We start from the raw sequence: 13,628 nt of genomic DNA on the forward strand, positions 1-13,628 counted from the left end.
TATGCTGAACATCGACCGGCTGCGTGAAGAAACACCGGCTTGCAGTGAACTTATTCACTTCAATAACGCTGGCGCTTCCCTGCAACCACAATCGGTGACGGATGCAGTCCTGCAATATCTGACGCTGGAACAGCGCCTCGGTGGCTATGAGGCTGCCGAGGCACAACATCAAGCCAGTGAACATTTCTACACGGCGGTTGCCGGCCTGTTGAACTGTAATCCGCGCGAAGTTGCCTATGCCGAGAACTCCACCCGAGCGTGGAACCTGCTGTTACACGCCATCGCTTTCGAACCGGGTGAGCGAATCATTATCGGCGAATCCGAGTACGCCAGTAATTACCTTTCCCTGCTGGAGCTGGCCCATCGTCATCAGGTGAATATTGAAGTCATCAATAATGATGACAATGGGCTGATCTCTCTTCAGGCACTGGAGCAGCGCCTGGACGAAAACGTGCGGCTTATCGCGTTGACTCATGTCGCCAGTCAGAATGGAGTGATCCAGCCGGTCGCCGAAGTCGGCAAACTGGCTCGCAAACACAACATTCTGTATTTGATTGATGCCTGCCAGTCGGCGGGCCAACTGCATATTGATGTCAATGACATAAATTGCGACATGTTGACCGCCAGTGGCCGCAAGTATCTACGGGGCCCTCGTGGCACAGGATTCATGTATGTGCGACATTCCGTGCTGAATTACCTGAAACCGGATGCGCCGGATCTGCAGTCAGTCATCTGGACATCCCGTGACCAATTCAGCTGGCGGGACGATGCCCGGCGCTTCGAATTATGGGAGCACAATGTGGCGGCCAGAATTGGACTGACAGTCGCAGCCGACTACGCCACGGCCCTGGGTGTGAGCAATATAGAAAAGAGAATTAAAACGCTTGCTAACGAGCTACGCTGCAAGTTATCAGAACTGCCTCGAGTGCAGATACATGACCAGGCGTTTGCCACAGACTCAGAAACTGCACTGAATATTCTGGGCGGCATCGTCAGTTTCAGTGTGAAGAATGCCGATGCCGTTAAATTACAGACTCACCTGCGCCAGCACCGAATCAACACCTCAGTCATTCGACGCAATAATACCCGCCTGGAATTTGAGGTCAGAGACCTGCCGGACATTAATCGCGCCTCAGTACACTATTTTAATACCAGCGCTGAGATTGATGCCTTTTGTCAGGCGGTGCGGACTTTCCAAGTCTGATTATCAGCCCCAGATCATCTGCACGTAAACTGCCATGATTGCCACTGGGCAGATAAAACGGATGTAAAAAGGCCAGATCCGCCAGAACAGTCCGTGCTCAGCATCATCACATCCCTGTCTGATTTCCTGCAGAATACCGTTCCGATTCCAGATCCAGCCAGCAAATATCGCGAAGAAAAAGCCTAACAGCGGCTGACTGTATTCGGTGGTAAGGCTCACGACCAACTCAAACAACGTGTCAAAATTAACTGCAATCACCAGACTGATCAGCGTTATCCCACCACCCAACAGAACACCCGCCTTGCGCCGCGACAGATCATGTTCTTCCACCATGTAGGAAAGTGGCACTTCAAGCATGGAAATTGAAGAGGTCACGGAAGCAATACTCATCAACACAAAAAAGGCCAGTGCCACCAGAATCCCGGCATCACCCATTTGCTGAAACAAAGCTGGCAGCACGGCAACAATCAATCCGGGGCCAGCGACCAGCCCCCCCTGGTCATCGTAAATCTGAATACCACTATTGAGCGCCACCATCATGGCCGGCAGTATGAGCAAACCTGCCGTAACGGCAATACCAATATCCAGCAGGGTTACCATACCGCCCAGCGCTGGCAGATTTTCCCGCTTGCTGACATAGGAGCCATAAATGAGCATGGTGCCCACACCAAGCGACAGCGAGAAAAATGCCTGACCCATGGCACTTAGCAGCAAACTGGTGTCTGCCAGCCGGCTAAAGTCCGGTACCAGATACATTCTCAGCCCGTCCATTGCGCCATCAAGAGTCATCACATAAACAATCAGTGCCAACAGGATAAGGAGCAGAGACGGCATTAAACGCGACGCCCATTTCTCGATACCGTGTTTCACACCGGCTACAACAACCACAATGGTCAGACTCATAAAAATGACGGTAAACAGTCCATCACGAATCAATGACGGCGTCTGCAGCCATGATGACAGGCCATCTGCACGAACAATATCGGCTAGTGCGGAAAACATGTAAGCCAGCATCCAGCCGCTGACGATGGCATAAAAACTCAGAATAAAACTAACTGTCACCATGCCGGCAAAACCGACGGTGGTTCCAAGTGCACGGGTGGCATCATTGCGGGCCAATCCGCGCAGAGCTGCGACGGCATTTGCTTTGGCATGGCGCCCAATGATCAACTCGGCCATCAACGCCGGGTATGCCAACGCAAATGCAAGGATGAGGTAGGTAAACAAAAATGCTGCACCGCCATTGCTGGCGGCATTGGTAGGAAAACCCCAGATATTGCCCAGTCCGACGGCTGAGCCCGAGGCGGCCATCAGAAACCCGAAACGGGAGCTGAACTCACCTCTTGGCGCGCTCATTCGTAGGATTCCAGCACAAAGCGCAATCGTGCCTCATCAGACAGACGCAGCACTACATTATTCAGAATCGACAGGTTGCCATTGTCATTCACTTCCAGCTGCGGAATTCGCAGCCTTTGATCATCAGAGCTGAAACTGGCCAGGGCGGCCGGTTCGATTTCCAGATCCACCATACTGCGCGGATCAACTTCAAAAATGATGTCCGTTTCTGACTCGACAAGTTTAAGCACCAAGCTCATGCGACCGAACTGGTCGGTAGTGACCTGAGTGCTCAATATGCCGGTCTGATGCTCAAAAACATGCAACGCCGTCGAATAACGCTGCACCCGGTGCATGTTGATCAAAACCAGATTTTCGGTCAATGGCAAACCAAGCACAGACGAGCCGCGCACGGGCATCTGCTGCGCCTCACCGCCTGCTGCCGTGACCGGCAGATCATTAATGGACTCAGCCACATTCAGGCCGTCTCCCAGCACTCGACCAAACACAGTGAAACCTTCGTTCTGACTATCCAGCGTTTCGCTGTTATCACCCAGATTGATAAACCACTGACTGGTGGCACTATCCGGATTTCCTTCCAGCTTTGCCATTGCCAACGTACCGCGAGTATTGGATATTCCAGGCTCATTCACTACTGGCGCCTGCTGTGTAATCCGCTGGGCACTGCAGTTAACGCCGGGCTGGCGCTCGGCAAAATCGCAGTCACCCAGCCAGCGGTAGGCGCCGGCCTGCACTACAAAGTCAGTCACTGAACGATGGAAAACCGAGCCACTGTAGTCGCCACGATCGATATAGCCCAGAAAATTCGCGACGGTCTGAGGTGTCTGTTCATCAAACAACTCAATGGTAAAGTCACCATAACTGGTCGCCACCCGCACCAATGTATTGGCAAATACCGTTGATGTTGTACCGCCGGCAATCAGCGCACATGACAGCAACACTGCCGCTTTTAATGGCCGTCTTGCATGGCCCGACATCCTTTCCCACAACCGCATAAAATCTCCCGTCATCATCGCTCATCCAGCGATTGTTTTACATCAATCCAACCATGTGCAGGCAAACGTGCGATCAGTGCCTGCAGAAGTAATTTTTCAACTGCCGACATCAAATCGACAGAATCAGTCAACCCACATTCCCTGGTATCAATCAGATCTCTGACCTGTGTCACCTCCATGCCCTGGTACCCACAAGGGTTGATCCGGGCAAAGGGCTGTAAATTCATGTCCACGTTCAGACTCAGGCCATGGTACGAGCAGCCACGGCGGATGCGCAAGCCCAATGCTGCTATCTTGGCATCGTTCACGTACACTCCCGGGGCGGAATCCCTGGTCTGAGCGTTTATTCCCAGAGATGACAGCGTCTCGATAATAGACTGCTCGATCAGGCTGACCAGGTCGCGCACACCTATATCAGCCCGGCGGACGTCAATCAGCAGGTAAATTACCAATTGTCCGGGTCCATGATAGGTTACCTGACCACCACGGTCGATCTGCACCACCGGTATATCGCCGGGCGCCAGCAAGTGCTCTGCTTTGCCGGCTTGCCCTTGAGTAAAGACTGGTGGGTGAGACAGCACCCACAACTCATCGGGTGTATCTGTCTGACGATGATTGGTGAATTCACGCATAGCGTGAAAAACAGGGATATAGTCCTGTAGCCCCAACTGGCGCAGCACTAAAGCCCGGGTCATAACACCAGCTTGACCGCTGTCAGCCTTTTTAAATCCGCGAACAGAATTTCAAGCTGCTCCTGCCCGGTCGCCTCAATAACGATGGTAACGGACAGGTAATTGCCTTTAGCACTTGGGCGAGAACTAACGTCTTGTTCCTGCACTTCTGGTGCATGACGCCTGACGGTATCGATGACAGCTTGTTCGAAACCGTCAATGGCATGTCCCATGACCTTTATAGGATAGCGACACGGAAACTCAATTTTCGGTGCCTGCTGCTCTATGTTGTGAACGTTAACGGTCATTTAGCTGAACAATCCCATAAAGAACAGGGTCAGGGCATCGATAATGCGCTTGATGAATCCGGCCCGTTCAACAGCCTGCGTGGCAATCACATCACCACTGTAAAGCACATCCTCATCCAATGTGATCTGCACTTGCCCCAGCACAGTCCCGGCATCGAATCCCCCGCGAATGATCTCTTCTGTATCCAGAGTGACCACCAGATCGTCCGAGCGGCCCCGAGGTACTGTCAAGACGACTTCATCGCGAATACCGAGATCAACAGAATTTTCCGCGCCCGACCAGACCCGGGCGCTGTCAAGCACTTCACCGGCATCGTAAAGCTTGCGAGTCTCATAGAAGCGGAAACCATAGCTCAGCATTTTCTGAGTCTCAACGGCACGTGCATCCTCACTGGCTGTCCCCATGACCACAGAAATGAGGCGCATATTATCGCGCTCGGCCGAAGCCACCAGACAGTAACCTGCCTGAGTGGTCCAACCGGTTTTCATGCCGTCCACTGAGGGGTCACGGAACAGCAGTGTATTTCGATTGGCCTGAGTAATGCCGTTAAATGTAAATTCCCGCTCAGAGTACATCGCGTAGTGACGCGGATGCTCCATGATCTTGACCCGCGCCAGCGTTGCCAGATCACGTGCCGACATCAGGTTGGTGTTGCCATCGTCATCCAGGCCGCTTGAGTTGATAAAATAGGAATTAGTCATTCCCAGTACCTGAGCGTGCTGATTCATGAGATCAGCAAATGCTTCCTCGCTGCCTGCTATATGTTCAGCCATGGCAACACTGGCGTCGTTGCCGGACTGAATAATGATGCCGCGAAGCAGGTCGTCAACTCTGACATAGCTGTTTACGTCCACAAACGTCTTGGAGCCCTGGGTACGCCAGGCCTTTTCACTGATAAATACCTGATCTTCGTAGGTCATGTTGCCATTGTCTATTTCAACTTCGGCAACATAGGAGGTCATCATTTTGGTCAGACTTGCCGGTGGTAACGCCTCGTCAGCATTGTGCTCCATGATCACGTAGCCGGTTGTGGCATCCATCAGAATGTAACTGCTGCCAGCAATTTCAGGTGGCCGCGGCATGATTGTCTGCGCACTGGCGGGCACGATACTCAGCATCAAAACACCTGCCAGTGTCACCCAGGCTGTCAACCTGCGCCAGCCGCTGATTATTGCCGACTGCCCGTTATTTCCAACTATGGTCATATCCTGTGTATCCCTGTTACTCGTCTACCATAAACGGCTGCCCGAGATTGGCAGCCGACATCATTTCTGTAATACGTCTGATTTCATTTTGATCCGCTATAGGACCAACCCGAACCCTGTGCATCTGCTGGCGGGTGTTGCCGGCATTAACCGAACGAATAAACACCGGCCGCGTCGTTAATTCCCGCAATCGCGCTGACAGGCGTTCGGCAGCCCGAAGATCTGCAAATGCACCTGCCTGCAGGTAACGACCGGCACTGGCCATCACACCATTCACCGCAGAACTGCTGTCATTGGAGGCAAGCAGACGCTGATCCGGGACTATTGACTCTATATGCACTAGTGCAGTTCCCTGGTTGGCAAAACCCAATTGCCAGGCCGCCGCATAGGACAAATCGATTACTCTGTCGTTATGAAAGGGGCCGCGGTCGTTTACCCTGACAATAATGCTACGCTGATTCTCCAGATTGGTGACCCGCGCGAAGCTGGGGATCGGTAAGCTGGTGTGCGCGGCAGACACCTGATACATATCAAAAATTTCGCCATTTGACGTCAGATGCCCGTGAAATTTTTCTCCATACCACGATGCCAGCCCGGTTTGCTGGAAACCCTCCTCACTGGCCATGACACGATAGGTGCGACCGTTGACGGTATAGGGAGAACGATTTCCTGCGGTGGTACGGGTCAGGGGTTCGGGTATGACTTCACGTATCAGGGAAGGGTCCAGTGCCTGACTGGGTGCGCGGTCCTGACTGATGCTGTATCGACTACTCTGGGCAGACGATGTGGTGCCCGACGGCGCGGTACTGCTGCAAGCCGCCAGAATCAACACGTTTGCTAAAACGACCAATAAACGTATTTTAAACATTCCGCCTCTGAGCCTGTCATTATTGGAGCGTACCAATCTGACGCAATGTTAACCTGTTAGTGACTGCTTGTCAGCAACATGGCTTCCTCGTCCAGCTTCTCATTCTCAAGAATTGGCAACAGGTAGGCGTCCAGTACCTCGCGAGCAAGCGGGCCGGCAACTGAACTGCCACCTTCACCGTTTTCTACGTAGACTGCCACGGCAATGCGCGACTGCGGCGAGGCATCAAAGGCGATAAACATGGCGTGATTCAGATGGTCCTGATTGATCTCTTCGGGATCAATCCGGTTTCCCCGGGCATCTACCTGCACACCAACCACCTGCGCGGTACCGGACTTACCACCCATGGGATAGGCCAGCGGTTCCGCACCGTGCACATAAGGATAGGCGGTACCTTCATGACGGCGATGCTCGCGATCATAAGGTTTACTGACAGTGTGTTCCATGGCTTTTCTGACATAAGCGATGTCTTCAGGTGAAGGCAAGAGGGGCTGCAAAACATCCTCATCACCAAATATAATGTCTGCAAAATCATCATCGGTACCGTCATTTAGGGCTTTCAACATGCGGGGACGTTTCATCACACCGTGATTGGCAATAGTCGCTGCCGCACTGGCCATTTGCAGCGTGGTGGCCTGGAACATGCCATTACCAAATCCCTCCGGCGGAGTTTCGCCCGGATACCAGGGTTCACCGCGCGTTTCGCGCTTCCAGGCGGGTGACGGCACCAGTCCGGGATTGGCATCTGGAATATCCAGGGCGGCGTTGCTGCCAAACCCCCAGGTCAGCAAATAGTCATGCAGCGTATCAATGCCCAACTCCACAGCGATATGACTGAAATAAGTATTGCAGGACTGATAAATGGCCCGCTCCAGGTCTACCGGTCCATGACCTGATTTATCGACCCACCAGGTCCAGTCATAATAGGGACGCGATCGACCGGGTAGTCGATAAAAACCCGGATCATTAATCACAAACTCCTGATCAACAATGCCGTGGTACAGGCCAGCCAGGCCCACAATGGGTTTGATGGTGGAACCAGGCACGCGCGGATTGATAGCCCGGTTAAACATGGGTGAATAGCGTGAACGGTTCATGGCAGCCAGCTGGTCGCGGCTGATCCCGGTAACAAACAGATTAGGATCAAAGTCAGGCTTGCTTACCATTGCCAGCACACCACCTGTCGCCGGGTCAATAGCCACAATAGCGCCGCGCCGCTCTCCCAGCGCCTGCTCGGCCGCCAACTGTAATGGCAAATCCAGATGCAGCTGGATATCCTTACCCGGAATCGGGTCAGTGCGCCCCAGCACTCGGGTCACCCGTCCACGATTATTTTTCTCAACCGTTTCAAACCCGACCGTACCGTGAAGATAGGACTCGTAGTTTTTTTCAATACCCGTCTTGCCGACCTGATTGGTTCCGCGATAATTGCGAGCCTGCTCCTCGCTCATAGCCTGCAACTCTTCCCGGTTAATCTCTGACACATATCCAAGCGCATGCGCCATGGCTTCACCATAGGGATAATAGCGCAGTAACTGAGCCTCAACGGCAATACCGGGCAATTTATGCTGGCTGACTGCAACCCGGGCAATTTCATCATCACTCAGTTTGATTTTCAGTGGCACTGATGTATGAGGCACGGCCCGTCTACTCAGTCGGGTCTGATACTGCTGAATATCATCATCAGTCAGGTTGACAATTTTACGCAACAGCTCGAGAGACTGATCAAAATCGGTTGCTGTTTCGCGGACCACTGTCAGATTAAATATTGGCCGATTGTCAGCCAGCAGACGGCCATTGCGATCGTAAATCAGACCTCGGGTAGGAGGAATAAACTGGGAGTGCAATCGATTGCCATCGGAGCGGGCCGAAAAATAATCGTGATTAAAAAACTGCAGATTGATCATCCAGCCTGCCAGCACCAGAACCAGCAGCGCAACGAATCCGGCAGCAAAAATAACGCGTCTGTGAAAGACCTGAATTTCCTGCTTGTGTGCGTCCAGCCGGAACTTGTGTGCCATATTGACCTGTCAGTAAGTGACCCGTTTCAAATAGTGTACACCGAATTCATTCTCGATGATAAGGATGACCGACCAATACACTCCAGACACGATAAACCTGCTCTGCAACCACAATACGAACCAGCGGATGTGGCAGCGTCAACGCTGACAGCGACCATGTCTCCTCGGCGCGCTTCAGGCATTCTTCGGACAGACCATCGGGGCCACCCACCATCAAACAAAGATGTCTGCCGTCGTCGCGAACCGAGCCTATCTTTGCTGCCATCGCCTCCGTACTCAAGTGACGACCCTGCACATCCAGCGCAACCACATAATCCCGCGCGTCCAGTTTGGCCAGCAAGGCATCAGACTCCTGCCTGATCGCCTGAGCAATGGAACCACTGCGACTGCGACGACCCAGTGGCACTTCGGTGCAGATCAGCCGAAAATCCTGCGGCAGCCGCTTGCTGTATTCCTGCACACCCTGCTCTACCCAGGCAGGCATGCGTGTGCCAACGCTGAGCAGGGTAATCTTCACTGCGCCTGCCCACCCTCCGGGCGGATGCTCCAAAGATCCTCCAGACGATACATGGCGCGGGTAGCGGCAAGCATCAGATGAACGATAACAGGACCCAGGTCAACCAGCACCCACTCCGCCTGTTCACGCCCCTCAACACCAGATACCTGACCACCGGCCGCCTTTACTTTGACCACAACCTCATCGGCCAAGGCCTTGAGGTGAGTACTGGATGTGCCCGTGCAAATGATCATGCTGTCAGTTAATGGGGTCAGATCAGCCACATCAAAAATCTCAATCTGCAATCCTTTTATATCTTCGAGTGCGGCGGTGACCACGTCTACAAGCTGTTTGGTTTCCAATGCCTGATTTCTCCTGCCGTTATGATGACGGCCTTGTTTGGTAAAGTTTATGTTGTCTTATATAGTGCAAAACACTTGCCGGGATAATATCAGCGGGATCTTCTGGCAATGAATCTGAATAAATCAACTGCCTGACCTGTGTTGATGAATGCCAGAATTGCGCTCCGTCAATCTGGATAATATGCCCTGTCTGCTGCTCATAGAGCGCAGCCCTGGTGCTAACCTGACTGGCTAGCAAGTCCCGGTGCACAATTTGACCAGCCCCCGGGCGGCTGACCACGCAAAGATGGCAGAGTGTCAAGATTTCCCGCCAGCGGTGCCAGCCGGTTAAACCGGCAAAACTATCCTGCCCCATGATGTAAACAAGTGTTGTGTCGGGAAATTCCTGCCGAAAACTATGTAGAGTATCCACCATATAGGATACGCCCGGACGACGGATCTCACGATCATCTGCCAGAAATCGCGTTTCAGTAGCCAGAGCCAGTTGCAACATCTTCAGCCGATCGACAGCGCTGGCGCCCGGCGTGCCACGATGACTGGGTACTGAACACGGTACCAATCGCACATGTGACAATTCCAGCTCATCACAGGCCAGAGCGGCCACCTTCAGATGCCCGGTATGAACAGGATCAAACATGCCACCCATTATGCCCAGGCGTGCCGTCATGTGCGGATATGACCGTCACCCAACACGATATATTTTTGTGAGGTCAGACCCTCAAGCCCAACCGGACCTCGCGCATGCAGCTTATCGGTCGAAATGCCGATTTCCGCACCCAGTCCGTACTCAAAGCCATCCGCAAAACGTGTTGAGGCATTCACCATCACCGAACTGGAATCAATCTCGCGCAAAAAACGTTGCGCACGATGAAAGCTTTCCGTAATGATGGATTCTGTGTGGCCGGAGCTGAATTTATTGATATGTTCAATGGCCTGATCGATCGATTCAACCACCTTGACAGACATCACAGGCGCCAGATATTCCTCGCCCCAGTCCTGCTCTGTCGCTGCCTTTGCACCGGGTAGCAGGGCCATGGCTGTCGGGCAGGCCCGGTACTCGATCTGATGTGCTGCCAGCGCCTGATGCAGCAGCGGCAGAATTTCTGCAGCACGGCTTTGCGCCACCAACAAGGATTCCAGGGTGTTACAGGTGCCGTAACGCTGGGTCTTGGCATTAACTGTCACCCTGATGGCTTTCTCTGCATCCGCTTGGTCATCGATATACACGTGACAGTTGCCATCCAGGTGTTTGATCACCGGCACACGTGATTCTGCACTGATGCGCTCAATCAGCCCTTTACCGCCGCGCGGTACGATTACATCAACATACTCCGGCATGGTGATCAACAGGCCAACAGCCGCCCGGTCAGTGGTCTCGATGACCTGCACAGCGTGCTTGCTCAACCCGGCGCTCGCCAGCCCCTGGCGAATACAGTCGGCGATGGCCTGATTGGAATGTAACGCCTCTGAGCCACCGCGCAGAATGGCGGCGTTGCCGGATTTCAGGCACAGGCTGGCCGCTTCGCAGGTCACATTGGGACGTGATTCGTAGATGATGCCAATCACGCCCAGGGGGACGCGCATTTTTCCGACCTGTATACCGCTGGGTCGATAACGCATATCGGTGATTTCACCCACCGGATCCTGCAAGGCGGCCACCTGCCGAAGGCCCTCGATCATGCCATCAATGCGTGCTGGCGTCAGTGCCAGCCGGTCCAGCATGGCCGCATCCAGACCTTTAGCCTGACCAGCCTGCAAATCCTGTTCATTGGCCTTTTGCAGTTGCTCGCGGGATTGTTCTATAGCGTCTGCCATAGCCAACAGGGCATGGTTCTTCTGGGAGGTGGTCGCAGCTGCCACAAGCCTGGATGCTTTGCGTGCCTGCTCACCAACGTCGCGCATATACGCGCTGATGTCACTCATGGAATCTGTTCCGAATAGTCTGTAAATCAGGAATGAGCGGCATTATAGCCTACTCAGATATGATTCTGCAGTGCCATTTCCGCCGGGTACGGGTGCATGTACCAGGAACGACTGATGTAGTCATTGGGGTATTTGCGAAAATGATGATTCAACAGGGTAATCGGCACAATCAGCGGTAACAGCCCCTGGCGATAACGTTCAAAGGATTCGCGCAGTTCCGCTTTGTCATCAGCATCCAGGTCAGCCTTCAGATAGCCCTGTATGTGTTGCAGCACATTTACATGGTCGCCACGCGATGCACGTTTTTTAAGCGCTGTCATCAGTTGCGGGATATATTGCCCGGCAATCTCCTGCACATTGTCTTTGCGGGCACCGGCCAGCAACGGCCCCAGGGCTCTGTAGGCTGCCTGGCAGTGGCTCATCAGTATCAGTTTGTGGCGGGCATGGAAATCGGTCAGCGAGGCGACTGTCAAGCCATCTCGCAGTAATTGTCGCCAGCGATACATGACATAAACACGCTGGATGAAATTCTCCCTGAGTACAGCATCCCCCAATCGCCCCTCCTCTTCTACAGGCAGGGCCGGGAATCTCTGCATCATGGTCTCCGCAAATATACCCGCGCCATCCTTGGTGGTGCCGTGACCTTCATACACTTTGACCCGCTCCATACCACAACTGGGCGAGTCCTTTTTCAGGATAAAACCACACATATCCCTGATCCAGCCCTGTTGAGCATCGGCACTGTCGCGCAGCTGTTGCGTGTAGTCCAGCTTGTAATCCTCAATATCCACACAGATGACCTGCTCATCGCGCCGGATCAGCCTGATCGGTTTGCGAGGAATGCCCAGACCTATATCGACCTCAGGACAAAAAGTCCGAAAACTGAAATACTCGCCCAGGGTTTTCTGGATATAAGAATGCTGTTTATGTCCGCCATTAAACCGAACTTCTTCGCCCAGCAGACAGGCACTGATGCCAACGGGTATTTTTTCATCCTGATGAGGATTCATCTGCCTGCTCCATTAATGATGTAAGAATTGACTCATCACCACTGATCAGTCGTAGTTTTGCTCTTCTGTCTAACTGTTTGATGCGATACTCAAGTCGCAGCGCGGCCCCATAATCGCCCGCCTGTTGTGTATAGACCAGCGCCAGCGGTGCCCGGCCGCGCAGGTAGCGGGCTGTTTTGCGGCCCTGCGATTGATGCTCACTGACGCGCCGCTCCACATCGTTGCTGATACCGGTATACAAGGTATCGTCGGCGCAGCGCACGATGTAGACCCACCAGGAAGAATCAGTCATCGATCAGTTGCCAGCGAACATTTTCCGCTGAGCACTGAGCAAATTGTCGCACGCGGCCCTCTGACTCTAACTTGTAGAGATGCGCCAACAAGGTCTTTTTGGCCCAGGGCAGCAGATGTTGTGGCACATCGTCATAAACCGGTATTACGAACTCATCCAGTGTCACGAGATCAAATCCGGCCAGCGCACTGACTATTTTCTGTTCACGTCGCAAACGGTGGCGGATCAGTGTACCTATCATTTGCGCTGGCTCAGTCATCACATCGCCATGCCCGGGGGCCAGTGAGCGCAGGGGCAAGCCAAGAAGCTGCTCCAGCGAACGCAGGTAATCGCTCATATCACCATCAGGTGGCAGAATGACCGGCGTAGTACCTTGCAGAATATGATCGCCGGTAAACAGCATGCCTTCCTGTTCCAGCAAGAAACACAGGTGATTGGACACATGACCGGGTGTGTGGATCAGTCGCACTGCGTACTCACCACAATCGATGCACTCGCCATCGCTATAAAGACGTGAAGGCTCAAAGCTGGCGTCCTGGTATGCGGCACCGGCTGCAGGTTTTAGTCCGATGACCTCGGCACCGGTCAGACGCTGCAATTCGGCCGTCGCCGGTGAATGATCACCATGAGTGTGCGTCACGAATATCCGGCGCAACGGCCGTCCGGCAAGCATAGCGGTAATCGCCTCTATATGGGCGGGAAGAGCCGGGCCAGGATCTACTAAAGCCAGCTCTTTGCTGCCAATAAGGTAGGTATTGGTGCCCGGCCCCGTCATCGCACTCGCATTGGGACACAGCAAGCGATAAACAGTCACTTCTGATGTGGCCAGCGCAACCGCCTGACCGGGAATAAATCGCGAATCCTGCATAGATAGTCTGCTATTCAACCAGTCTTTTAACAGGGCACATAATAACGG

The 13,628-nt window shown here is 53.4% G+C and carries 15 protein-coding genes; 1 reads left to right on the forward strand and 14 read right to left on the reverse strand.

The window, feature by feature from the left end:
- Position 1: 1 nt before the first annotated feature.
- Positions 2-1,204, forward strand: a complete 1,203-nt coding sequence (locus tag PS2015_RS10860; protein ID WP_058022263.1) for an aminotransferase class V-fold PLP-dependent enzyme — start codon at positions 2-4, stop codon at positions 1,202-1,204.
- Between the two features lie 3 nt (positions 1,205-1,207).
- Here the strand turns inward: PS2015_RS10860 and PS2015_RS10865 are convergent, their stop codons facing one another.
- From PS2015_RS10865 to PS2015_RS10930, 14 genes are read right to left on the reverse strand one after another with little or no spacing between them, the layout of a single operon-like run.
- Positions 1,208-2,560: a sodium-dependent transporter gene (locus tag PS2015_RS10865; RefSeq protein ID WP_058022264.1), complete on the reverse strand. Its 1,353-nt coding sequence runs from the start codon at positions 2,558-2,560 to the stop codon at positions 1,208-1,210.
- The gene (locus tag PS2015_RS10870) at positions 2,557-3,555 is read right to left on the reverse strand and encodes a peptidylprolyl isomerase (RefSeq protein ID WP_169792304.1); all 999 of its coding nucleotides are present in this window, start codon (positions 3,553-3,555) and stop codon (positions 2,557-2,559) included. The genes PS2015_RS10865 and PS2015_RS10870 overlap by 4 nt, the downstream gene beginning before the upstream one ends.
- A 14-nt stretch (positions 3,556-3,569) precedes the next feature.
- The gene (lipB, locus tag PS2015_RS10875; RefSeq protein WP_058022266.1) at positions 3,570-4,250 is read right to left on the reverse strand and encodes a lipoyl(octanoyl) transferase LipB; all 681 of its coding nucleotides are present in this window, start codon (positions 4,248-4,250) and stop codon (positions 3,570-3,572) included.
- A complete protein-coding gene (locus PS2015_RS10880; RefSeq protein ID WP_058022267.1) occupies positions 4,247-4,534 on the reverse strand; it encodes an HP0495 family protein in 288 nt (95 codons plus the stop codon). The genes lipB and PS2015_RS10880 overlap by 4 nt, the downstream gene beginning before the upstream one ends.
- Positions 4,535-5,740, reverse strand: coding sequence for a D-alanyl-D-alanine carboxypeptidase family protein (locus PS2015_RS10885; RefSeq protein WP_058022268.1), 1,206 nt, complete (start codon positions 5,738-5,740; stop codon positions 4,535-4,537). It lies immediately after the preceding gene.
- 16 nt (positions 5,741-5,756) lie between these two features.
- The gene (locus tag PS2015_RS10890; RefSeq protein WP_058022269.1) at positions 5,757-6,608 is read right to left on the reverse strand and encodes a septal ring lytic transglycosylase RlpA family protein; all 852 of its coding nucleotides are present in this window, start codon (positions 6,606-6,608) and stop codon (positions 5,757-5,759) included.
- A 56-nt stretch (positions 6,609-6,664) separates the two neighbouring features.
- Positions 6,665-8,629 carry a penicillin-binding protein 2 gene (gene mrdA, locus PS2015_RS10895; RefSeq protein WP_058022270.1) on the reverse strand — a complete coding sequence of 655 codons (1,965 nt, stop codon included), beginning with the start codon at positions 8,627-8,629 and terminating at the stop codon, positions 6,665-6,667.
- A 46-nt stretch (positions 8,630-8,675) separates the two neighbouring features.
- A complete protein-coding gene (gene rlmH / locus PS2015_RS10900) occupies positions 8,676-9,146 on the reverse strand; it encodes a 23S rRNA (pseudouridine(1915)-N(3))-methyltransferase RlmH (protein WP_058022271.1) in 471 nt (156 codons plus the stop codon).
- The gene (rsfS, locus tag PS2015_RS10905) at positions 9,143-9,487 is read right to left on the reverse strand and encodes a ribosome silencing factor (RefSeq protein WP_058022272.1); all 345 of its coding nucleotides are present in this window, start codon (positions 9,485-9,487) and stop codon (positions 9,143-9,145) included. The genes rlmH and rsfS overlap by 4 nt, the downstream gene beginning before the upstream one ends.
- Positions 9,488-9,506: 19 nt before the next feature.
- Positions 9,507-10,154, reverse strand: coding sequence for a nicotinate-nucleotide adenylyltransferase (gene nadD, locus PS2015_RS10910; RefSeq protein WP_058022273.1), 648 nt, complete (start codon positions 10,152-10,154; stop codon positions 9,507-9,509).
- Positions 10,151-11,410, reverse strand: coding sequence for a glutamate-5-semialdehyde dehydrogenase (locus PS2015_RS10915; protein WP_058022274.1), 1,260 nt, complete (start codon positions 11,408-11,410; stop codon positions 10,151-10,153). The genes nadD and PS2015_RS10915 overlap by 4 nt, the downstream gene beginning before the upstream one ends.
- Before the next feature lie 53 nt (positions 11,411-11,463).
- Complete coding sequence (locus PS2015_RS10920) at positions 11,464-12,420, reverse strand: YbgA family protein (RefSeq protein ID WP_058022275.1); 957 nt, start codon at positions 12,418-12,420, stop codon at positions 11,464-11,466.
- Positions 12,401-12,712, reverse strand: a complete 312-nt coding sequence (locus PS2015_RS10925) for a GIY-YIG nuclease family protein (RefSeq protein ID WP_058022276.1) — start codon at positions 12,710-12,712, stop codon at positions 12,401-12,403. Before PS2015_RS10925 ends, PS2015_RS10920 begins: the two co-directional genes overlap by 20 nt.
- Positions 12,705-13,580: an MBL fold metallo-hydrolase gene (locus PS2015_RS10930; protein WP_237113313.1), complete on the reverse strand. Its 876-nt coding sequence runs from the start codon at positions 13,578-13,580 to the stop codon at positions 12,705-12,707. Before PS2015_RS10930 ends, PS2015_RS10925 begins: the two co-directional genes overlap by 8 nt.
- Positions 13,581-13,628: the final 48 nt, after the last annotated feature.

The sequence above is a fragment of the Pseudohongiella spirulinae genome (assembly GCF_001444425.1).
In the GTDB taxonomy this organism is placed as follows: Bacteria; Pseudomonadota; Gammaproteobacteria; order Pseudomonadales; family Pseudohongiellaceae; genus Pseudohongiella; species Pseudohongiella spirulinae.